General features: G+C 56.4%; 22 protein-coding genes and 1 pseudogene. 4 read left to right on the forward strand and 19 right to left on the reverse strand.

Translation table 11 applies throughout. From position 1 onward, the window contains the following. Positions 1–24 precede the first annotated feature (24 nt). The 10 genes from cysM to J4614_RS17720 form a co-directional block, all read right to left on the reverse strand. Entirely contained in the window at positions 25–936 is a 912-nt protein-coding gene (gene cysM, locus J4614_RS17675; RefSeq protein WP_208293266.1) for a cysteine synthase CysM, read from the reverse strand. A gap of 120 nt (positions 937–1,056) precedes the next feature. Then, positions 1,057–2,151 (reverse strand): sulfate/thiosulfate ABC transporter ATP-binding protein CysA, encoded by a 1,095-nt coding sequence (gene cysA / locus J4614_RS17680; protein ID WP_000021072.1) that lies wholly within the window; start codon positions 2,149–2,151, stop codon positions 1,057–1,059. Beyond that, positions 2,141–3,016: a sulfate/thiosulfate ABC transporter permease CysW gene (gene cysW / locus J4614_RS17685; RefSeq protein WP_000852705.1), complete on the reverse strand. Its 876-nt coding sequence runs from the start codon at positions 3,014–3,016 to the stop codon at positions 2,141–2,143. The genes cysA and cysW overlap by 11 nt, the downstream gene beginning before the upstream one ends. Beyond that, positions 3,016–3,849: a sulfate/thiosulfate ABC transporter permease CysT gene (cysT, locus tag J4614_RS17690; RefSeq protein WP_000881745.1), complete on the reverse strand. Its 834-nt coding sequence runs from the start codon at positions 3,847–3,849 to the stop codon at positions 3,016–3,018. Before cysT ends, cysW begins: the two co-directional genes overlap by 1 nt. Then, positions 3,849–4,865 (reverse strand): thiosulfate/sulfate ABC transporter substrate-binding protein CysP, encoded by a 1,017-nt coding sequence (gene cysP, locus J4614_RS17695; RefSeq protein ID WP_000290284.1) that lies wholly within the window; start codon positions 4,863–4,865, stop codon positions 3,849–3,851. Before cysP ends, cysT begins: the two co-directional genes overlap by 1 nt. Before the next feature lie 157 nt (positions 4,866–5,022). Continuing rightward, positions 5,023–5,814: an SDR family oxidoreductase UcpA gene (ucpA, locus tag J4614_RS17700; RefSeq protein ID WP_000517460.1), complete on the reverse strand. Its 792-nt coding sequence runs from the start codon at positions 5,812–5,814 to the stop codon at positions 5,023–5,025. 237 nt (positions 5,815–6,051) lie between these two features. After that, positions 6,052–6,951: a porphyrinogen peroxidase gene (yfeX, locus tag J4614_RS17705; RefSeq protein WP_000084583.1), complete on the reverse strand. Its 900-nt coding sequence runs from the start codon at positions 6,949–6,951 to the stop codon at positions 6,052–6,054. A 94-nt stretch (positions 6,952–7,045) separates the two neighbouring features. Then, on the reverse strand, positions 7,046–7,621 hold the full coding sequence (locus J4614_RS17710; protein WP_000838968.1) for an RpoE-regulated lipoprotein: 576 nt from the start codon (positions 7,619–7,621) through the stop codon (positions 7,046–7,048). A 61-nt stretch (positions 7,622–7,682) separates the two neighbouring features. Continuing rightward, on the reverse strand, positions 7,683–8,132 hold the full coding sequence (locus J4614_RS17715; RefSeq protein WP_017441396.1) for a DUF2919 domain-containing protein: 450 nt from the start codon (positions 8,130–8,132) through the stop codon (positions 7,683–7,685). Then, the gene (locus tag J4614_RS17720; RefSeq protein ID WP_000406008.1) at positions 8,119–8,544 is read right to left on the reverse strand and encodes a GNAT family acetyltransferase; all 426 of its coding nucleotides are present in this window, start codon (positions 8,542–8,544) and stop codon (positions 8,119–8,121) included. The genes J4614_RS17715 and J4614_RS17720 overlap by 14 nt, the downstream gene beginning before the upstream one ends. A gap of 212 nt (positions 8,545–8,756) precedes the next feature. Between J4614_RS17720 and amiA the strand changes: the two genes are divergently transcribed. The 4 genes and pseudogenes from amiA to J4614_RS17740 form a co-directional block, all read left to right on the forward strand. Further along, positions 8,757–9,626: an N-acetylmuramoyl-L-alanine amidase AmiA gene (gene amiA, locus J4614_RS17725; RefSeq protein ID WP_000102880.1), complete on the forward strand. Its 870-nt coding sequence runs from the start codon at positions 8,757–8,759 to the stop codon at positions 9,624–9,626. A gap of 2 nt (positions 9,627–9,628) precedes the next feature. Then, positions 9,629–10,528: an oxygen-dependent coproporphyrinogen oxidase gene (gene hemF / locus J4614_RS17730; RefSeq protein WP_000801343.1), complete on the forward strand. Its 900-nt coding sequence runs from the start codon at positions 9,629–9,631 to the stop codon at positions 10,526–10,528. A gap of 20 nt (positions 10,529–10,548) precedes the next feature. Continuing rightward, positions 10,549–10,878 carry a hypothetical protein gene (locus J4614_RS17735; protein ID WP_001635072.1) on the forward strand — a complete coding sequence of 110 codons (330 nt, stop codon included), beginning with the start codon at positions 10,549–10,551 and terminating at the stop codon, positions 10,876–10,878. Between the two features lie 54 nt (positions 10,879–10,932). Further along, a pseudogene (locus J4614_RS17740) lies at positions 10,933–11,160 on the forward strand (DUF1963 domain-containing protein); the annotation flags it as partial. Between the two features lie 166 nt (positions 11,161–11,326). Here the strand turns inward: J4614_RS17740 and eutR are convergent. The 9 genes from eutR to eutJ all read right to left on the reverse strand — a co-directional run bounded on the left by eutR (position 11,327) and on the right by eutJ (position 20,653). Then, the gene (eutR, locus tag J4614_RS17745; RefSeq protein ID WP_000753666.1) at positions 11,327–12,379 is read right to left on the reverse strand and encodes an HTH-type transcriptional regulator EutR; all 1,053 of its coding nucleotides are present in this window, start codon (positions 12,377–12,379) and stop codon (positions 11,327–11,329) included. Positions 12,380–12,426: 47 nt separating this feature from the next. Continuing rightward, positions 12,427–12,921 carry an ethanolamine utilization microcompartment protein EutK gene (eutK, locus tag J4614_RS17750; RefSeq protein ID WP_000606266.1) on the reverse strand — a complete coding sequence of 165 codons (495 nt, stop codon included), beginning with the start codon at positions 12,919–12,921 and terminating at the stop codon, positions 12,427–12,429. A gap of 12 nt (positions 12,922–12,933) precedes the next feature. Further along, positions 12,934–13,593 carry an ethanolamine utilization microcompartment protein EutL gene (gene eutL / locus J4614_RS17755; protein ID WP_001111056.1) on the reverse strand — a complete coding sequence of 220 codons (660 nt, stop codon included), beginning with the start codon at positions 13,591–13,593 and terminating at the stop codon, positions 12,934–12,936. A gap of 9 nt (positions 13,594–13,602) precedes the next feature. Further along, a complete protein-coding gene (eutC, locus tag J4614_RS17760; protein ID WP_000372357.1) occupies positions 13,603–14,499 on the reverse strand; it encodes an ethanolamine ammonia-lyase subunit EutC in 897 nt (298 codons plus the stop codon). 18 nt (positions 14,500–14,517) lie between these two features. Continuing rightward, on the reverse strand, positions 14,518–15,879 hold the full coding sequence (eutB, locus tag J4614_RS17765) for an ethanolamine ammonia-lyase subunit alpha (RefSeq protein WP_000769990.1): 1,362 nt from the start codon (positions 15,877–15,879) through the stop codon (positions 14,518–14,520). Positions 15,880–15,890: 11 nt separating this feature from the next. After that, complete coding sequence (gene eutA / locus J4614_RS17770) at positions 15,891–17,294, reverse strand: ethanolamine ammonia-lyase reactivating factor EutA (protein WP_001097518.1); 1,404 nt, start codon at positions 17,292–17,294, stop codon at positions 15,891–15,893. Beyond that, positions 17,291–18,517 carry an ethanolamine utilization protein EutH gene (gene eutH / locus J4614_RS17775; RefSeq protein WP_208293267.1) on the reverse strand — a complete coding sequence of 409 codons (1,227 nt, stop codon included), beginning with the start codon at positions 18,515–18,517 and terminating at the stop codon, positions 17,291–17,293. The genes eutA and eutH overlap by 4 nt, the downstream gene beginning before the upstream one ends. Positions 18,518–18,636: 119 nt before the next feature. Next, a complete protein-coding gene (gene eutG, locus J4614_RS17780; protein WP_001147505.1) occupies positions 18,637–19,824 on the reverse strand; it encodes an ethanolamine utilization ethanol dehydrogenase EutG in 1,188 nt (395 codons plus the stop codon). Then, a complete protein-coding gene (gene eutJ, locus J4614_RS17785) occupies positions 19,814–20,653 on the reverse strand; it encodes an ethanolamine utilization protein EutJ (protein WP_208293268.1) in 840 nt (279 codons plus the stop codon). The genes eutG and eutJ overlap by 11 nt, the downstream gene beginning before the upstream one ends. Between the last annotated feature and the right edge of the window lies 1 nt (position 20,654).

Genomic DNA, 20,654 nt, shown 5'->3' on the forward strand with positions numbered 1-20,654 from the left:
TGTCATACGACGATGGCATCTCGTTTAAATCCCTGCCCCCTGGCTGAAATGCTCTTCACCAAACACGCCGGTAGACAAGTAACGGTCGCCGCGATCGCAGATAATTGCCACCACTACCGCACCGGGCGTGGCTCGTGCGACGCGTAACGCACCCGCTACCGCGCCGCCAGAACTCACGCCGCAGAAAATCCCTTCACGCACCGCCAGTTCACGCATGGTGTTTTCGGCATCATTCTGATGAATATCCAGCACCTCATCCACCAGCGAAGCGTTAAATATGCCCGGCATATATTCCGCAGGCCAGCGGCGAATTCCCGGAATACTGCTGCCCTCTTCCGGCTGCAGGCCAACGATAGTGACCGGCTTTTCCTGCTCGCGCAGAAAACGCGACACGCCGGTAATGGTGCCGGTCGTGCCCATGCTGGAGACAAAATGCGTTACCCGCCCCTGCGTTTGCCGCCAGATTTCCGGGCCGGTGGTCGTGTAGTGGGCGTAGGGATTATCAGGATTATTAAACTGATCGAGCAGTTTACCTTCTCTGCGCTCAGACATAGCGAGCGCTAAATCGCGCGCCCCTTCCATTCCCTGCTCTTTAGTGACCAGAATCAGCTCCGCGCCATAGGCCCGCATTGCCGCCCGACGCTCCTGGCTCATGTTGTCTGGCATCAACAGCTTCATGCGATAACCTTTCAGCGCGGCGATCATCGCCAGCGCAATGCCAGTGTTGCCGCTGGTCGCTTCAATCAGGACATCGCCCGGTTTAATTTCCCCGCGCTTTTCCGCCTCGACAATCATCGATAGCGCCGCGCGATCTTTCACCGATCCTGCTGGATTATTGCCTTCCAGCTTGACCCAGATTTCACTGCCGTTATCCGGCGCCAGACGTTGTAATTTGACCAGTGGCGTATTGCCGATGGTTTGTTCTAATGTATTCACGTTTTCAGCTCAATAAAAATGCCGGGTGGCGCTGTGCTTACCCGGCCTACAAAATCACGATATACGCTGTAGGCCCGGTAAGCGAAGCGCCACCGGGCGATAACTATGCAAATTAACCTATCAGGCAGACTCCGCAAGAGCAAGCGCCTCATGGGGCTCAATACGCTGGTCGCCATGATAGAGACGTGCGTTCTGTAAGCCGACAAACAAACGCTCGCCGCGCTGCGGGACGTCGTCACCCGCCATCACCACCGTCAGCGGATCGTGATACCACCCCAGCGGCTGCACCACTAGCTGTGTATAATGACCTTTCGGGCTGGCCTCAATGACCTGTACTGGTAGCGGAGAATCCAGGCTGGTGCGGCGGCTAATATCCACCTCCCACGGACGCAGGAACAGATCGACCGGCCCCTGGTACGCGGGCGTATAACCCAGCGGCCAGCGATGCGCGCCAACGTGAAACTGCCCGCCGCGGACGGTGCCTGTCAGGCGGTTCACCTCGCCCATAAACTCCAGTACGAAGCGGGTTGCCGGTTCACGCCACACCCGATCCGGCGCATCAGCCTGTTCGATATTGCCCTGACTCATCACCACCACCCGATCCGCCACTTCCGTCGCTTCTTCCTGATCGTGGGTGACAAAGACGCTGGTGAATTTCAGTTCTTCATGTAGCTGGCGCAACCAGCGACGTAACTCTTTACGTACCTGGGCATCCAGCGCGCCAAAGGGTTCATCCAGCAGTAGAATTTGCGGTTCCACGGCAAGCGCGCGCGCCAGCGCCACGCGCTGTTTTTGTCCGCCGGAAAGCTGGGCGGGGAAGCGATCCGCGAGGTGCGCCAGTTGCACCATCTCCAGCAATTGCGTCACTTTAGTTTTAATCGCCGCCGCAGTTGGGCGGTCGCGTCGCGGCAGCACCGTCAGGCCAAAAGCGATGTTGTCAAACACCGTCATATGGCGAAACAGCGCATAGTGCTGAAACACAAAACCGACTTTACGCTCACGCGCGTGCAGGCGGCTAACGTCCGTACCGTGGAAACGAATATGGCCGCTGGACTGATGTTCCAGCCCGGCAATAATGCGCAGCAGCGTCGTTTTACCGGAACCTGACGGCCCCAACAAGGCAACCATCTGGCCGGAAGGAATATCCAGCGAGATATCATTCAGTACCTGAGTGCGACCAAACGATTTCTTAATTCTGGCGATCTCAATGCTCATGATTTTCCTCCTGTTGCGCGCGTTTTTCCTGATTCTCCAGACGCCATTGCAACATGCTCTTCAAAAACAGGGTAATAATCGCCATTAGCGTCAACAATGCGGCGGCGGTAAAGGAGCCGACGGTGTTGTAGTCCTGCTCCAGTAATTCAATCTGTAACGGTAGCGATAACGTTTCGCCGCGAATCGAGCCGGACACCACCGACACCGCGCCAAACTCGCCAATCGCGCGGGCGTTGGTTAACACCACGCCGTAGAGTAGCGCCCAGCGAATATTCGGCAATGTCACGCGGCGAAACATTTGCCAGCCGGATGCGCCCAGTAAAATCGCCGCCTCATCTTCCTGACTGCCCTGGCTGAGCATCACTGGCACCAGTTCGCGCACCACAAACGGACAGGTGACAAAAATAGTGACCAGTACCATCCCCGGCCAGGAGAACATCATTTGCAAATTATGCTCATCCAGCCAGCCACCCAACGGGCCGTTGGAACCATAAAACAGCAGATAAACCAGACCGGCCACCACTGGCGAGACGGCAAAGGGAATATCCAGCAGGGTCAGCAGTAGCTGACGTCCGGGGAAGTTAAAGCGCGTCACCAGCCACGCCAGCAGAATGCCGAACACCAGATTCACCGGCACTGCGATCAAGGCAATCAACACCGTCAGCCAGATGGCGTGCAGCATGTCCGGATCGGCCAGATTTTGCAGTACCGGCATTAACCCTTTGCTGAACGCCTGCACGAAGATGTAAATCATCGGCACCAGCAGGATAAACGCCGAAACCAGCATCCCGACGCCAATCAAAAACCATTTTCCCCAGTTAATGCGGGGGACGTCGTATCGCTTCAATTGAGTCACTTCCGCCATTAATGACCTACCACACGTCGACCAAAGCGACTTTGCAAGGTATTGATAGAGAACAGCAGCAGCAAGGATGCCGCAAGGATCACCGAGGCAATGGCGCTGGCGGCGGGGTAATCAAACTCCTGCAAACGCACAAAAATCATCAGCGAGGTCACTTCTGTTTTCCAGGCGATATTTCCGGCGATAAAAATCACCGCGCCAAACTCGCCCAGGCTACGGGTAAAAGAGAGCGCCACGCCGGCAATCAGCGCAGGCGACAGCTCAGGCAGCACGACTTTGCGAAAACTTTGCAGGCGGGTGGCCCCCAGCGTTTGTGCCGCTTCTTCATATTCCGGCCCCAGCTCTTCCAGTACCGGCTGGACGGTGCGTACCACAAATGGAATGCTGGTAAAGGCCATCGCCACCGCAATACCGAGCCAGGTATAGGTCACTTTGATATCAAACTGCGCTAGAAACTGACCGTAGAAACCGTTCACTGAGAACAGCGAGGCCAGCGTTAACCCCGCCACCGCTGTCGGCAGCGCAAACGGCAGATCCATCAGCGCATCCAGCAACGTGCGCCCTGGAAAACGGTAGCGGGTTAAAATCCACGCCATCAACAGGCCAAACACGCCGTTAAAAATCGACGCTACAAATGCCGCCAGTAGCGTCACTTTATAGGCAGCCACCACCTGAGGGTTGGTCACGACATCCCAGTATTGCGCCCAGCTCATCTGTGAGAGCTGCATCACCAGCGCGCTCAACGGCAACAGCAGGATCAGGCAGACAAACAGCAAACTGGTGCCGAGGCTTAACGTAAAGCCGGGCAGCACGCGTCGGGAAGAAACGGCAAGCATTACTTACGCCCCGCCGCCAACAGTTTGTCCAGCTCGCCGCCGCTGGCAAAGTGCGTTTTCATCACTTCCGGCCAGGAACCAAACTTGTCTTCCACACGGAACAGTTCGGTCTGCGGGAATTTATCTGCTTGCTTGCCCATGATTTCCGGGTTATTCACGCGGTAGTAGTAATGGGTGATGATGGTCTGCGCCTGCGGGCTATACAGCCAGTTCAGGTAAGCTTTGGCGGCTTTTTCTGTGCCGTTGGCCTGCACGTTTTTATCCACCCAGGCGACCGGGAATTCAGCAAGAATGTTCGTTTTCGGGATCACCACTTCAAATCCCTGGGCTTCATATTGTTTGCGGATGTTGTTCACTTCCGATTCAAAACTAATCAGCACATCGCCCAGGCCACGCTCGGCAAAGGTAGTCGTAGCGCCGCGACCGCCGGTATCAAACACTTCGACATTTTTCAGGAACTGGGTCATAAACTGTTCGGTTTTGGCTTTATCGCCGCCGTCCGCGTTATCCGCCGCGCCCCATGCCGCCAGATACGTGTAACGGGCGTTGCCGGAGGTTTTCGGGTTAGGGAAAATCAGCTTCACGTCGGAACGTACAAGATCGCTCCAGTCGTGAATATTTTTCGGGTTCCCCTTGCGCACCAGGAAGCCCATCGTGGAATAGAATGGCGAACTGTTGTTCGGCAGACGGCTTTGCCAGTCGGCAGGGATCAGTTTGCCTTTATCATGGAGAATCTGTACGTCGGTCACCTGATTATAGGTCACGACGTCTGCCTTCAGTCCCTGCAAAATCGCCAGCGCCTGTTTTGATGACCCGGCATGAGACTGCTTAATCGTCAGCTTATCGCCGCCGTTCTCCTTCGCCCATTGTTGCTCAAACGGCGGGTTAAGGGCGGCAAACAGCTCGCGGGAGACATCGTATGAGCTGTTCAGCAGCTCCGTTGCCTGCGCCTGCCCTACCAGTAACAGCATTGCTGCCAGCGTCAGGGGTCTCTTTTTCAGTAAGTTAACGGCCATTGCGCACCCTTATAAATTTAATGACTTTCTTATGGCCATCATATTTATAACCAGCGCTAAAGGAGTAACGGTTTTATATACCGTTTGATGATTTGAAAGTTGAAAAGGGAATAAGAGAATCCCTCCCCACGCGGCGCGGGGAGGAGACCGGCATCAATCAGACGCCTACGCTTACGCTTTCAGGCAGGGTACTGCCGCCATCAATGACGTTTTGCGTTCCGGTAAGATAGCTGGACTCATCGGAAGCCAGAAATGCCGCCAGTTCCCCTACTTCCAGCGGATCGGCAAGACGGCGTAGCGGAATAGCTTTTGCCATTTCCGTTAATACCGATTCCGGATCGTCAGGGTTAGACTGACGGGCAATGCTTTCCGCCATCGGCGTTCTTACATAACCGGGGCAAATGGCATTCACACGAATACCGGACTGCGCATACTCTACCGCCAGCGATTTGGTTAAACCGACAATGGCGGCTTTTGACAGCGCATAGGCCGTTTCACCCGGGTCCGCCACCATATCTCCCGTGACGGAAGACATCATCACAATGCGGCCATCTTTACGTTTAATCATCTCCGGCAGGACGGCTTTGGTGACGTTCCAGACACCTTTAATATTAATATCAATGTGGAAATCGCGATCTTCTTCACTCATATCGAGGAAGTTGCCCAGACGGCACACGCCAGCGTTATTCACCAAAATATCAATTCTACCTTCAGTCTCTTTGGCGCGCGCAACCGCCGCCTGCACCGAAGCAAAATCTCTGACGTCAGCCTTAACGGCAGTACAGCGATGTCCGCGCCCGCCCAGCTCATCCGCCAGTTTTTCAATCTCATCGGAGATATCCAGCAAGATTAAGTTCGCGCCGTGGCGTGCGAATACGCGAGCGATCCCTTCGCCAATGCCCTGCGATGCGCCCGTAATCAATGCTGTCTTGCCCGTGAGTTTACCCATTTTCAATGTCTCCTTTTGAATATGGAGTCTTACACTCCATTAACACTGAAAATACAGTAATAACAAATAAGTGCTGAGGAATAGCTCACTAATTCAGGTAAATATTAGGTAAAAAAATCCCCGCGGAGGCGGGGATGGGCATTTTTATGCTGTTCTGCCTGATGGCGCTGCGCTTATCAGTCCTACCAATCGTAGGTCGAATAAAGCGTTTGCGCTGCCATCCGACAGGGTTTTACCTTATAGCGCTAACAGGCGATCCAGCGACGGCGCAAAATAGTAGCCGCCAGTTACCGGCTTGGTGAAGCGCAGCATCGCGTCGCGTTTACCGTCGGTATCGCCGAACATACTCAGAAGCTGCTGTTCGATATTGTGCAGACGTGCGCAGTAAGCGCAGAAATAGAGACCATGAGTACCGCTGGCGGTGCCGTATGGCAGGCTCTGGCGCACAATCTTCAGCCCTTTGCCATCTTCTTTGAGATCGACGCGGCTCAGGTGAGACGTTGCCGGACGCGCATCGCCGTCAATCTCTTCATTGGCTTCTTTGGTACGCCCGATCATCATCTCCTGATCGTGAATACTCATCCGGTTAAGTTGCTTGAGATTGTGTTCCCAACGCTGCACGAACACATAACTGCCGCCGGCATCCACGCCATCTTTGATCACCGCCACTTCACGGCGCGTCTCTTCGCCCGCCGGGTTCTCTGTCCCGTCGACAAAGCCGCTCAGATCGCGTTCTTCCACCCAACGGAAGCCGTGAACTTCTTCTTTCACGTCGATACAGTCGCCGAAGGCTTCCATCGCCGCCTGGGCAACAGAAAAATTCACATCGTGGCGCAGAGAAAGGATATGGATCAGCACGTCATACTGCGTGGCCGGCGCCAGCCCTTTACCATAAGGAATAAAATCTTTCAGTTCTTCCGCCCCGACGCCGCCACTCAGGGCGCGCCAGGTGTTGTTGCCAAACGCCACAACGGCCCCAAGATGGGCGTCCGGAAATTTGACTTCGAAGGTTGCCAGTTTATCGGCAAATGTTCTGCTGGCCGCGCGCAGGGCGTCCAGGTCGCCTTTCACATTGGCTTCAATCCAAATTGCCGCACGGCAATGTTCCGGCAAAATGCCACTTTGAACCTGAGACATGATTCCTCCTGAAAATGAGAATGCCACGCAGTCGTGGCATTAATGGAGGCTATTTTACCTTGTTTTTAAGCGAAGCGGTTTGTTCAGGCGCAAATTAACGACGCCAGATAATTTTGCGCACGTCCCAGTTTTTTAAGACGTCATCAGGAGGCATTAAGCCTTCCGGTCCGCTCCACTCGCCGGAGAAAACATAGCTAATATGCTGACTTCCCTCGGCTTTACATTCGACGCTGGTATGGCTATCGCTGGAAACCGGCTCGCAGTGACCAAACGCTTTGCTGTAAAGGTCGCTAAACGGCGTACCAATTTTGCCCCCCGCGGCGGTTGGGATATCGCTGTCCAGCACATCAATACGGCTCACGGTTCCCTGCTCGCCGTTGATCACCATCGCGACATTGTCGCCCTTCATCGCTTCGAAAAAGCGCACCACGTTACCGTTATCGGTTTTCATACCGCTACGCAGGCGATAATCGCCATCTAATGCCTCTGCAATAGCCGGCTCTTCCAGCGGCGTGGCGGCGGTCAACGCTCCCACGCCTTGCTCAGTAACTTCTGTCGAGGAACCAAACCAGTTCCATGGATTTGCGGCAGACCAGTTGACCGAGGAAAGCGTCGAGCAGCCGGTCAGCGCCAGCGGCAGTGCGAGTAAAGTCAAACGCAGCGATTTCATCTCACTTCCTTTCTTTTATTAATTAACGTTGGTTGGAGTGCGGGTTCGCCAAAAAGTGCCGTTATTCTTTCTCAAAGGAAAAACAGGCACGCAAACGTTGATTGGTTAACAGCCAGATCAGCGCGACGATGTCCGCCAGCAGCAGCGCCAGCCCGACGCCGTTGACCGGGTCGCCACCCAGCCACATCACCGGCAGCCAGCACAACGACACCAGTTGAGCAAGGATCAGGAGTCCGCGCAGCCAGCGCCACACACCAGGAACCGCTTCACGCCGCCCGCTGAGTAAAAAGGCCACTACCGCCGGAACGCCGGGCAACAGCCCCAGCCAAAAATTGTCATGGTCGGGATAAAAAAAGTTTAACAAAGTATTACCCTGTCCACGGGATGAACCGGCAATGACAAAGAGTACCCAGGCGCGCGCCTGAAGTAGCAGTACGCACCAGAACAGAAACGGCAGGCGTAAACGTCCGTGTACATCATAATCGGCTGGATGAAACTCAGTACTCTTCATCTTCAATCAGGCGTTTACCCAAACTTAGGGCGTCAGAATGCTCATACCCCAGACGTTCATACATGCCCAGCACAACGTCGTTATCATCACGCACCATAATTTGGATTTTCGGACACCCGCGGGCGATGAGTTTTTTTTCCAGCCGGTTAAGCAACGCATTCGCAATGCCGCGCCCGCGGAACTCCGGGTGAACGCCCAGGTAATACGCCGAGCCGCGATGCCCGTCATAACCGCCCATTACCGTACCGACGACTTCGCCGCTAACTTCCGCAACGAGGAACAAGCTGACATCGTGATTCACCTTGCGTTCAATATCCATTTCAGGATCGTTCCATGGACGCAGCAGGTCGCAACGCTCCCAGAGGGTAATCACCTCTTCGAAATCTTCCTGGCGAAAAACGCGTATTTCCATGGTATTCGTTGCCTTTTCGGGTGGAAAAACCAAGATTATGGCGCAAACATCTGATTCAGCCAATATCTGACGCGATGTAGCGGAAAAAATGGCATAATGGCGATGTGTCACGTATTGAAATGAAAAGTAAAACAATTCTCATCACCAACCGTCGTAACGGATTACGCGATACGATATAACATCTTGAACTTAATTTTCACAACTCAGGCCGTATGAGCACTTTTAAACTCCTAAAAACTCTCACATCGCGCCGCCAGGTACTCAAAACAGGTCTGGCGGCCCTGACGCTGTCAGGTATGTCGCACGCAATAGCCAAAGAAGAAACGCTAAAAACCAGTAATGGTCACAGCAAACCCAAAACCAAAAAAACCGGCAGTAAACGGTTGGTGATGCTCGACCCCGGACACGGCGGCATCGATACCGGCGCGATTGGCCGCAACGGTTCTCAGGAAAAACACGTCGTGCTGGCAATTGCCAAAAACGTGCGCGCTATTTTGCGAAATCACGGAATCGATGCGCGTTTAACCCGGACAGGGGATACCTTTATTCCGCTGTACGATCGAGTGGAAATCGCCCATAAGCACGGCGCGGATCTGTTTATGTCCATTCATGCCGATGGTTTTACCAATCCGAAAGCGGCGGGCGCTTCCGTTTTTGCGCTTTCCAACCGCGGGGCCAGTAGCGCCATGGCGAAGTATCTCTCCGAGCGTGAAAACCGCGCGGACGAAGTGGCGGGTAAAAAAGCCACTGACCGGGATCATCTATTACAACAAGTTTTGTTTGATCTGGTGCAAACCGATACGATTAAAAACAGTCTGACGCTGGGTTCGCATATTCTCAAGAAAATCAAACCCATACATAAATTACACAGCCGCACTACCGAACAAGCGGCTTTCGTGGTGCTAAAATCACCGTCAATTCCGTCGGTACTGGTCGAAACCTCGTTTATTACCAATCCGGAAGAAGAACGTCTGCTGGGCACGACGGCGTTTCGCCAGAAAATCGCTACGGCGATCGCCAACGGCATCATCAGTTATTTTCACTGGTTTGATAATCAGAAAGCACACACGAAGAAACGGTAATCATGAAACCCGATGCACATCACGTAAAACAGTTTCTGCTACGCCTGCAGGATGATATTTGCCAAACGTTATCCGCTGTGGATGGCGCAAACTTTGTCGAAGATAGCTGGCGACGCGAAGCGGGCGGCGGCGGACGCAGCCGGGTATTACGCAACGGCGGGATTTTCGAACAGGCGGGCGTTAATTTCTCTCACGTTCACGGCGATGCAATGCCCGCGTCCGCCACCGCGCATCGGCCAGAACTGGCCGGGCGTAGTTTTGAAGCGATGGGCGTATCGCTGGTGGTGCATCCGCACAATCCGTATATTCCCACCAGCCATGCTAACGTGCGCTTTTTTATTGCCGAAAAACCGGGCGCCGATCCGGTGTGGTGGTTTGGCGGCGGGTTCGATTTAACGCCCTATTACGGCTTTGAAGAGGATGCCGTCCACTGGCATCGCACCGCCCGCGACCTGTGCCAGCCGTTTGGCGACGATGTGTATCCGCGCTATAAAAAGTGGTGCGACGACTACTTTTTCCTCAAACACCGCAACGAACAACGCGGTATCGGCGGCCTGTTTTTTGACGATTTGAATACGCCGGATTTCGACCACTGCTTCGCCTTTATGCAGGCGGTCGGTAACGGCTACACCCAGGCGTATTTACCGATTGTCGAACGACGCAAAGCGATGGTCTGGGGCGAGCGGGAGCGTAATTTTCAACTTTATCGCCGCGGGCGCTACGTGGAGTTCAATCTGGTATGGGACAGAGGCACCCTGTTTGGTCTACAAACCGGCGGGCGCACTGAATCTATCCTGATGTCGATGCCGCCGCTGGTGCGCTGGGAGTACGACTGGCAGCCAGAAGCGGGTAGCCCGGAAGCGGCGCTGAGCGAGTTTATTCAGGTACGCGACTGGGTGTAACTTATTTATAAAGTAAAACAATGCAAACAAATACACGGAAAGTAGTAACCAGTGACGCCAAATGGCATCCCCATCTGGGTATAAGTTTTATTGGCTGCCTGCTTGCCATTACGCTAGAAATATATTTTGAAGAAAGAATATTCATCCCTCATAGCGGAGGGGTGAGCTTCGGTCTGATCGTGCTTCTGGTTGTCAATATGGTGACCATCCCTGTGGTCATGGCCCTGATAGCATTACTCTGCTTTATTATTCATATTCCGCGTAAAAGCGTTAACTGTATCTTGCTATGCATACTGGCATGTATTTTGACGATAGCCGGTTTGTTTATCGCCTATCCGGTTGGTCGTTGAATAAAAGCAGGCTCGTAGAAATAAACGAGTTCATTGTAGATAAAGAACTCGGTAATTCGCATTCTGACCTGGTAGTGTTGTACGGCATATAACACCGTTTTCGCCACGGCCGTTCCTAATTCACCCACGACCTTCTCACAGCTCGGCGGCCACCCGGCCTGGGTTCAGGATGCGGAATATCCAACGTGCCCAACGTGCGCGCAAACGATGATGTTCCTCGCACAAATAAGTTATGAAGATATTGAGAAATATGCCGATGGGATGCTTTACGGGTTTATCTGCGGAGACAAAATTGCGCGCGGTTCCCCGGAGGCGGCGCTGGCGCGCCTTGTCCGGGCTACCAACCACAGACAGCAGCGAATCCGTAGGCCCGGTAAGGCGCCAGCCGCCACCGGGCAATTCCCGACACGCGCACGTTATCAGCAACCGGAGAGCCTACCCATCAATATCAAGCCCATTGCCGCATCCGTTGATGCAGCGTCAACGACGGTTTTTCGGCAAATAATTGCTGATAATCGGTGGCAAATTGCCCCAGATGCCAGAATCCCCACTGCATCGCGGCATCTTTGACCGTGGTGCTCTGCGACCACGGGCTAATCAACTCCCGGCGTACCGCGTTTAAGCGAATACGTTTCAGCCACGCATTGGGGCCAATGCCCAAAATGGCGTGAAACGCATTTTGCAGCGTGCGACGGCTTACGTGTAGCTGGTTACATAAGTCGAGCACCGTCAACGGCTCCGACATATTTTCCAGCACATATTCCCGCGCCCGCGACAGTAGCCTACGATATCCCTGATGGCTGATGCTCTCGGCGCTATGAATCGGCTTCGCCTCTTCCAGCATCGTGCCCATCGCCAGCAATAAATTATCACTCAAGACCTTACGCACCGCAGGTTGATGCAGGGTTTCAGGACTCTCGCTGAAGGTGGCCAGCGCCTGCTGCACAAAGCCCCACAGCGCCGCTTTATGCTGCTCTTTTACCTCCAGCGCTAACTGGTTACGCAGCATATGCAGCACCCTTTCCGGGTTATGCAAAAACGTGGCCTGACGGGAAATAACATCTTCCGAGATAACGACGCCCAGAATGGTGTAATCATCCGGCGTGCTCAGTTCAAACTCGGTGCCTCCCGGTCGGGTGGCAATCTCGGCGCTGCCGAGCCCCTGCGCGCCGATAAATCCCTGTTCGCCGCGCGTCGCCGGAATACCAAACCAGAAAGAGTTTGGCCAAACCAGACACGACTGACGCAGCGCCAGGCCGGTGTATTCACGGAACACCTGAATCTCATCAAGCAGGATTTCCGTGAACTCGCCATGAAATTTACCCGGGTGTAACTGATCGTAGATCTGCTGCCAGGCGGTGATAGTCAGAGCATGTTCATAGACATCCGTCGTCCGTCGCTGATGAACATTGTCCACCTCGACTCTGGGCGTAAGTTTAACGTCTTCGGGTAACGCTTCATGATAAAGATGGTGCAAATTCGCTGTACGGGTCTTTTTCATGATCTTCTATGCCGGACGCCCGCCAGGACGCCCGGCCCTCCGACAGATTAATTTTTGATGCGATAGCGACTACTGCGTTTACGCAACGCTCCGTCAGAAAAGAGTTGTTCCAGCACGTTTCTGGCCTGCTCCAGCGGCCAGCCAAAATGCGCGGCAACCTCTCCCGCCGTCATTCCCTGGCGTACTGATGCCAGCAGCGCCAGTAACGCTTCAGCGAACTCAGGCGTTGCGGGTACCTGGGGCGCTTTCTCAGTCGGCGTTGTCGCACGCGCAAACCCGCCAATCAGCCACTGGGTGTCCTCTTCCGGACGACCAATTTCTTTGCGGCTAATCACACGGCCTGTGCGCTGCGCGGCGGCGCTTCCGGCATCCAGCGCCGCACGACACGCCGCCAGATCGCCCTCCACCACCAGCGTTAACCTGCCAGGGTCGAGCACTTGATGACTGAGCAAACGCACGTTGGCCGCTTTCAGCATGGCATCCGCCGCATCGACGGCGGCGACCATTCCGTCCACTTCCAGTAATCCCAGGGCATTGATCATTGGCAGCCTCCGTTACGCACGCTGGACAGGGTTACGGGCGATATCCAGCACGGCGTCGGTAAAGGCGTTGCAGGCGGCTTTACACGCGGCCTGGCTTCCCGTTAAAAACGCGGCCGAATAGTTGGTTTCCGACGGCGGCGGCACGTAAGTCACCAGCTGAACGTCAGCGGATTTCATCGCCGCGTCAATGCCGAATGTCGCTTCCAGCGGCGGCGCCACCAGGTAGGCCATTGGATCGCCCAGCGCGATACCTGCGGTAGACGAGAGGTACGAGCCGGTACGCGAAACCACATGCGCCAGGAACGCGGTATTTTCCGCATCGTTCGCCCACTGGAACGCCGCGCCGTTTTCAATGCTGGCGACCATCGCATCCAGACCGGCGCGCACTTCCGCCGGGTTCGGTCCGCCCAGCATAATCAACACCTCACCGGCGGTCGGCGACGGCCCGTGAGCCGCCCCGGCATAGAGGGAGCGACCATAGACCACTTCCACCATCGCCTGTTTTGTCGCTTCATCAGCGGCAATATAGGTCACATCATCAGAATCTGCCGTGATGAGTCCGAGGCTACGGATATGTGGCGGTAATTTAAGTTCCCGCGCAAAGCCGTCATTCACGGAGGCAATCACGCGCATGGCAGTCACTGAAGGTCGAATCAAATCTAATGCAGGCATGATGTCTCCTTAACGGGTCATGTTGATGCCGGACGCTTTCTGCTCCAGCATCCGTTTGGCCAAATCCACAATCACGGCGGCGGCTTCTACTGGCGGCGTCCCCCCCTGATGAATGTTTGAAATACAGGTTCTGTCGGCCTCGACGGTGGTCGCCACGCGCGGGGAATAGACGGCGTAGCAGGAGAGGCTTTCCGACTGCCCCAGCCCCGGACGTTCGCCCACCAGCAGGATGACGACCTTCGCGCCGAGAATTTCGCCAATCTGATCTTCAATCTTCACGCGGCCATAGCGCACAAAGAACGGCGTGCCGACGTTCAGCCCGGCCTGCTTCAGACCGGCAAGCAGCGGCGGCAGGATCTCTTCATAGTTGGCGGTGATCGCATCCGTAGAGAGGCCATCGGAGACCACTACCTGCACATCCGGGTTCATCACGCACTGTGACTTCAGCGCGTCAATGGCTTCCGGGCTCAGGCGACGCCCCATATCCGGGCGCGTCAGGTACAGGTTTTTGTCGCTGATTTCCGAACGCACCTCCAGCAGCCCTTGCGCTTTTACCCACTCTTCCGGCACTTCTTTGAGCACGGTGTCTTTCGAACGGGAGTGATCCGCCAGGAAGCGCAACAGCGCCTGGGTACGTGGACGCGGCCCGGCACGACCCGTACAGACACGTGCCGCAGTACTGCGACGCAGTTCGGTCAGCACGTCCGCACGATGCGGGTTCTCGACGCCAATCCAGGCTTTTGCCTCCGCAGAACCTAAATCCAGCGCGCAGCTTTCGGCCACCGTCGGCACGGCGCACTGCGGCTTTGCGCCTTCCTGCGTTGACGGCGCGACGGGCTGCGGTACGTCCTGTCCCATTGACGCCATCACGCTACGTACAATTTCTTCAATCTGTTTTTGATCCATGGTGTTATCCCCGCGTCATCAGAAGAACAGTGACGGATCGCCCGCCCGTTTGGTCAGACGACCGTTTGCCATAATGCCCATCGTTTCCAGCCAGCGTTCAAACTCCGGCGATGGCCGTAAATTCAGCAACTGACGGACGGTGGCGGTATCGTGGAAAGCGGTGGTCTGGTAGTTGAGCATGATGTCGTCGCCGAGCGGCATCCCCATGATGTAGTTACAGCCGGCAGTGGCGAGCAGAATCATCAGGTTTTCGTTAAGGTTCTGGTCGGCGTCGGCATGGTTGGTATAGCAGCAATCGCAGCCCATCGAGATGCCGCTCAGCTTGCCCATAAAGTGATCTTCGAGACCGGCGCGGATAATCTGCCTGTCGTTGTAGAGATACTCCGGCCCGATAAAGCCCACCACGGTGTTCACCAGGAACGGATCGTAGTGGCGAGCCAGCCCGTAGTTACGCGCTTCCATCGTCACCTGGTCGGCACCAAAGTTCGCACCAGCCGACAGCGCCGAGCCCTGTCCGGTTTCAAAGTACAGGCAGTTTTCCCCGGCGATGCGGTTGAACTCCGCCCCCACAGCCCGCGCTTCGTCGAGCATCGCCAGTTCCACACCGAACTCTTTTAAGCCCTTCTCGCTGCCGCAAATGCTTTGGAAAATCAGTCCGCCCGGCGCGCCGCGACGAATCGCTTCAATCTGGGTGGTGACATGCGCCAGCACGCAGCCCTGGGTCGGAATATTGAATTTATCGATAACGCCGTAAACGGTGTCGAGCACGCGGGTCAGGTTCTCCACGTCATCGGTCACCGGGTTAACGCCGATCACCGCATCACCTGCGCCGAAAGAAAGCCCTTCGTAGATTTGCGCGGCGATACTCTGTACATCGTCACGGGTATCGTTCGGCTGCAAACGGCAGCTAAAAGTGCCCGGAATACCGATGGTGGTATTGGCTTTTTTGATCACCGGCATTTTCTTGCCGCCGTAGATCAGGTCGGCGTTGGAGCAGATTTTCGCCACTGCCGCCACCACTTCGGAGGTCAGGCCTTTGCGGGTAAACGCGATGTCGTCCACGGAGGTTTCATCGCTCAGCACGTATTCACGCAGTTCGCTGATGCTCCAGTTTTTAATCCGGTTATAGGCCGTTTCGTTGACGTCGTCCTGAATCAGGCGCGTCACGCAGTCCTCTTCATAGGCAATCACCGGATTGTTGCGGATATCCGCCACCGTCATTTCCGACAGTACCTGTTTTGCCGCTACGCGCTCCTGCGAACTTGCCGCGGCAACCCCGGCCAGCACATCCCCCGAACGCAGTTCGTTGGCTTTAGCCAGTACCTCTTTTACATCCTTAAACTGATAAACATTGCCGAACAATGTGGTCTTTAGTTTCATAAGTCGTTCCCTCAGGAAGGAAATGCGAGTGATTTCACCGTCACCGGCACAACCGATCCGCCAAAAAGAGGCGTACCAATGTCGATATAGTCTCCCGCCCGCACGACCACCTCATCGATGACCGCCAGCGGAAGTTGCGGTAACTGTGGGCGCAATAACATGCCCAGCGCTTTACCAAAATCCTGCTCGGCCACCACCAGCAGGGGATGTGGATTGGGATAACGCGCGACAAAAGCCGTCAGCGCGTTGATGACCGTGAGTAATGCGGCGTAACGCACCGGGAGCGTGGCGGGAAGCGCCAGCACGTAAGCGTCGGTTTGCGGGTCGAGATCAAGCTGGAGAAGCGCCTGCCGCCAGGCGTTCACCAGATCGGCGTCATCCTGCGGGATCGCCACCGGCAGGTTGCGCAGCGGCAGTTGGACGTCTTCCAGCCAGATAGTACTGCCGGAAAGCGAGAGCGTATGGGCCCCCGCGCCAATCACCGTGGCGCGCACGGTTTGCGCCGGAAACTGCACGTTCATCTCGCGCAGACGCGGGTGCTCATGCAGCGCGGTCGCCAGCAGCGGCCCGATATCAGAAAAGCAGAACGGATCGGCAGGTTGGTTGCGGTAGCATTCACCTACCCCACCGGAAAGGGTGATCACCTCCGGCGTAATATCGGCGGGCAGCAGCCCGGTTTGCATCAGCGATTGCGCCAGCGGCGAGAGCGCGCCAGTGATAACCTCGACGATGAGATCCGCCATCCGCCGCGCCACCTGCCCCAACTGTGCGGCAGCTAAGGCGCGAGCATCAGTACCCGAACCGAACACCTCATCGATAATCATCTGCCCCGGCTGATGGGCATAAACCACGCGCCCCTGAGCGTCGGTTTCCAGCAGGCGACCACCGACGTTAAGGCAGGCGGTGCCGCTGACTTTTCCCGCGTCAAACAGCGCGTAGTTAGACGTGCCGCCGCCGATATCAATATTCAGCACCCGGCACATCCGCTGTTCAGACAGGCTTTGCGCTCCGGCGCCGTGACCGGCAATGACTGATTCCAGATGCGGCCCGGCGCTGGCGACCACAAAGTCGCCCAGCGACTGCGAGAGCGCCATGACCGCCGGACGGGCGTTGCGGGTTTTGGCGCTTTCGCCGGTGATAATGATAGCCCCGGAGTCCACCGATTCAGGCGCGATGCCTGCGGCCTGATACTGGGCCAGAATCAGCGCTTTAAGTTCGGCCTCTTTCAGACCGCCCTGCTTATCCACGGGCGTAAAGAAGACCGGGCTTTGCCAGCTAATGTCGCGTTTGATGAATTCGTAGCGCGGCACCTGCGACACCGCCGCACGGTTAACCAACTCCAGGCGCGAGAAGATCACCTGCGTGGTGGTGGTGCCGATATCGATACCGACGCTCAGTAGCTGGCGAGTGTTCACGATTGCGCCTCCACTTCGGTTTTCACCTGGGCGGCGTCATCTTTCGGCACCAGCATCATCGCCACGCCAATCGCCGTCACGCCGCCGATCAGCTTGCCAACGATCATCGGGAAGATCATGGCGTTCATGTTGGCGGCGGCGAAGCCTAAATGGTCGCCCAGCGCGAACGCCGCAGAGACGGCAAATGCGCAGTTAATCACTTTGCCGCGGGTATCCATCTGCTTCATCATGCCGAACATGGGGATATTGTTCGCCAGGGTCGCTACCATGCCTGCCGCCGCAATATTATTTACGTTCAGCAGTTTACCGACATTCATCAACGGTTTTTCAAACCAGCGAGTCAGTAATAGCACCATCGGATACGCGCCGAGCAGCACGCAGGAGATAGAGCCGATCACTTCAATGGCGCGCATCACTTCGCCGGGTTTGTCGCCTGGCGCCATAAAGATCGGGTCGAGTCCCGGAATCAACTCCCAACCCAACAGGAATTTAACCACCGCAGCTGCCAAGCCGATGGTGATCAGCGCCACCAGAAATTTGGCGAAAATCTGGAAACCGTTGATCATTTTTTCCGGGATGAACTTCAGCCCCAGCGCTACCAGCACCGCGACGATCAATACCGGGATCATGTTCATCAGGATCAGCGCGAAGGTAAACTCCACTGGCTGACCATTGATCTGCACGCCTGAGTACATGGCGACCAATCCCCCCGCAATGCAGCCAATGGGAATGGTGACGATACCCGCCAGTACGCCAAGCGCCAGGTAGCGGCGGTCAGATGGTTCGATAATGCCGAGCGCCACCGGAATGGAGAACACAATGGTCGGCCCCATCATCGACCCAAGGATTAACCCTGAGTATAGCCACGCCGCGACATCACCGCCGGCCAGCTCTTTGGCGAGGAAGAATCCGCCCATATCACAGGCCAGCAGCGTACCCGCAAACATGGATGGGTTCGCGCCCAGCATTTCGTATACCGGGATAATAACCGGCCCCAGTACATGCGCCAGCACCGGCGCCAGCGCGGTCATACCGACCATCGCCAGCCCCAGAGCGCCCATCGCCATAAAGCCCTCTTCAAACTGGCCGCCAGACCCCTCAATACTCTTACCAAATTTACCGAGGAAGCGCGCCGACCCGCCGAACTGCGACAGGATTCTGTCCACGGCGGCAATCAGCATAAAGAACATCATGATGTACATGATGATTTCGTTAATTCCCATAGCCCTTACTCCCTGCCATTTATGATTTGTAGGCCGGATAAGACGTTTACGTCGCCTCCGGCATTAACGCCGTGTTATTGCCGGATGGCGGTGCGAGCACCTTATCCGGCCTACAGGCATTACCCGGCAGCCGCGTACAGGTCGATAATCTGTGCCTGTGTGGCGGTGCGTGGGTTACTGCGCAGACAAATATCCTCCAGCGCGGCTTGCGCCCATGCGCTGTAGTGTTCGGGTTTGGCGCCAGCGTCAGCCAGCCGTTTGCTCTGCCCTACTTCGGCAATCAGCTCGCTCACCGCCGCAATCGCATCGCGATCGTCCGATTTCTTATTGGTTAACGCCCGGCCGATTTGACTGAAGCGTTCGCGGCATACCATCCGGTTAAAGCCCATGACCGTTGGCAGCAGCATGGCGTTGGCCTGGCCGTGCGGAATATGCAGCGCCGCCCCTGGCTGGTGCGCCATCGCATGACACAGCCCCAGACCAGCGCTGGAAAAGGCCATTCCCGCCATACAGGAGGCCAGCAACATATTTTCACGCGCCGCCAGATCGTGGCCGTAACCCACGGCTTTCGGCAGCGATTTGCCAATCATCGCTATCGCGCCAATCGCCAGGCTGTCGGTAAACGGCGTGGCGTTGAGCGCGCTGTAGGCCTCAATCGCATGCGTCAACGCATCGATACCGGTCATCGCCGTCACGTTTGGCGGAACGCCTTCGGTCACGGCAGCATCAAGAATCGCTACGTCCGGCATTAGTGACGCGTGCGCCAGCACCTGCTTGCGCCCGCTGACCGCGTCGATAATCACCGTCACGTTGGTGGTTTCAGAACCGGTTCCGGCGGTGGTCGGCACCGCAATCAGCGGCAGACGCGGGCGTAATGTACTGCGCTCGGTCATGGCGCTCAGCGTCTGGTCAGGGTTAGTCACCAGCAGGGCGACCGCTTTCGCCGCGTCCAGCACCGAACCGCCGCCAAAGGCCACTACGCCGTCGCACGCCGCCTCACGCAGTTGCGCCACCGCCGCGCAGACATCGGTGATGCACGGCTCGCCTGGCGGACACGGCCAGACCGTCATCGCCACGCCCTTCATCGCCAGGCTACGTGCCAGCGGCGCGGTCATTCCCGCCTGATGCAGGAAGCTGTCGACCATCACAAACAGATGGCTTACGCCTCGCGCTTGCGCTTCCTGTCCACAGGCGCCGAGCGCCCCAAGTCCGCACAGCGTGACCGGCGGTACGCTGAACGTTTTCACCCGTTGCAGATTCAGGGTGTCGAATGCCTGAAACAGCGCCGTCTGTAGTTCAGCTTGCATAGAGTCCCTCCGCTTTCGCTCTCCCGCTGTTGGCTATCGCCAGCGGGGTCATAAACAGGCTGTGCTGCGGTAAATGCACCTGTAACTCCGGGAAACGCTGGCGAAATAACGCCTCCACGCCCGGCTGCATACAGGAACCGCCCGCCAGCCATAAATCAGCAATTCCTTGCCCTTCAATGTGGCGAGCAACGATTTCCGCCATTTTTTCGTACACCGGCTTCACTACCGGCCAAATCTCCTGCGCATTGCTGCGCTTGTACTGTTCCGCCTCTTCCAGGGGAATACGGCGGTTGCCCGCCAGCGTCAGGGAGATATGGTGCCCGCCAGTGGCTTCATCGGCGGAGTAAGTCACCTTGCCCTGTTTGACGATGGCAATGCCGGTAGTACCGCCGCCAATATCCACCACGCCTGCATTATCAAGCGCCAGCAGATCCGCCACCGCCGTCGGCTCATCCAGTACGTGGCTGACTTCTAACCCAGCAGACTCCAGCACGTTGATCGAAATACGCGGGTCGGTGCCTGGCGGGAACGAGGTCGCCGCGTGGGTAAAGCGGCAGTCGAGCTGCTGTTCAAGGGTGTCGAGATGGCGGCGCACGAGGGTGACGGCGCCGAAGAAATCCCAGACGATGCCGTCACGCACAACGTCGGCCCAGTCAAGGCACACCGCCACCGGCTGGGCGTTGCCGTCGACCACCATCGACACCACGTCGCAAGTGCCCAAATCGACGCCCAGCCACAGCGGTGTGTCGCTGGCGGCGGGCGTCTGGTTACACAGGGCCGCCGCTTTTTGCAGTCTTGGGGTGAGCCAGAGTTGTTCGTCGTGCGCCATG

The organism is Salmonella sp. 32031103-2018-00083-FB-01-SM-01 (genome assembly GCF_017571995.1).
GTDB classification, from domain to species: Bacteria; Pseudomonadota; Gammaproteobacteria; order Enterobacterales; family Enterobacteriaceae; genus Salmonella; species Salmonella enterica.

Coding starts and splice junctions, on each gene's coding strand:
- cysA (WP_000021072.1), bottom strand. CDS start 2,151: ATGAGCATTGAGATCGCCAGAATTAAGAAATCGTTTGGTCGCACTCAG.
- cysW (WP_000852705.1), bottom strand. CDS start 3,016: ATGGCGGAAGTGACTCAATTGAAGCGATACGACGTCCCCCGCATTAAC.
- cysT (WP_000881745.1), bottom strand. CDS start 3,849: ATGCTTGCCGTTTCTTCCCGACGCGTGCTGCCCGGCTTTACGTTAAGC.
- cysP (WP_000290284.1), bottom strand. CDS start 4,865: ATGGCCGTTAACTTACTGAAAAAGAGACCCCTGACGCTGGCAGCAATG.
- ucpA (WP_000517460.1), bottom strand. CDS start 5,814: ATGGGTAAACTCACGGGCAAGACAGCATTGATTACGGGCGCATCGCAG.
- yfeX (WP_000084583.1), bottom strand. CDS start 6,951: ATGTCTCAGGTTCAAAGTGGCATTTTGCCGGAACATTGCCGTGCGGCA.
- J4614_RS17710 (WP_000838968.1), bottom strand. CDS start 7,621: ATGAAATCGCTGCGTTTGACTTTACTCGCACTGCCGCTGGCGCTGACC.
- J4614_RS17715 (WP_017441396.1), bottom strand. CDS start 8,132: ATGAAGAGTACTGAGTTTCATCCAGCCGATTATGATGTACACGGACGT.
- J4614_RS17720 (WP_000406008.1), bottom strand. CDS start 8,544: ATGGAAATACGCGTTTTTCGCCAGGAAGATTTCGAAGAGGTGATTACC.
- amiA (WP_000102880.1), top strand. CDS start 8,757: ATGAGCACTTTTAAACTCCTAAAAACTCTCACATCGCGCCGCCAGGTA.
- hemF (WP_000801343.1), top strand. CDS start 9,629: ATGAAACCCGATGCACATCACGTAAAACAGTTTCTGCTACGCCTGCAG.
- J4614_RS17735 (WP_001635072.1), top strand. CDS start 10,549: ATGCAAACAAATACACGGAAAGTAGTAACCAGTGACGCCAAATGGCAT.
- eutR (WP_000753666.1), bottom strand. CDS start 12,379: ATGAAAAAGACCCGTACAGCGAATTTGCACCATCTTTATCATGAAGCG.
- eutK (WP_000606266.1), bottom strand. CDS start 12,921: ATGATCAATGCCCTGGGATTACTGGAAGTGGACGGAATGGTCGCCGCC.
- eutL (WP_001111056.1), bottom strand. CDS start 13,593: ATGCCTGCATTAGATTTGATTCGACCTTCAGTGACTGCCATGCGCGTG.
- eutC (WP_000372357.1), bottom strand. CDS start 14,499: ATGGATCAAAAACAGATTGAAGAAATTGTACGTAGCGTGATGGCGTCA.
- eutB (WP_000769990.1), bottom strand. CDS start 15,879: ATGAAACTAAAGACCACATTGTTCGGCAATGTTTATCAGTTTAAGGAT.
- eutH (WP_208293267.1), bottom strand. CDS start 18,517: ATGGGAATTAACGAAATCATCATGTACATCATGATGTTCTTTATGCTG.
- eutG (WP_001147505.1), bottom strand. CDS start 19,824: ATGCAAGCTGAACTACAGACGGCGCTGTTTCAGGCATTCGACACCCTG.
- eutJ (WP_208293268.1), bottom strand. CDS start 20,653: ATGGCGCACGACGAACAACTCTGGCTCACCCCAAGACTGCAAAAAGCG.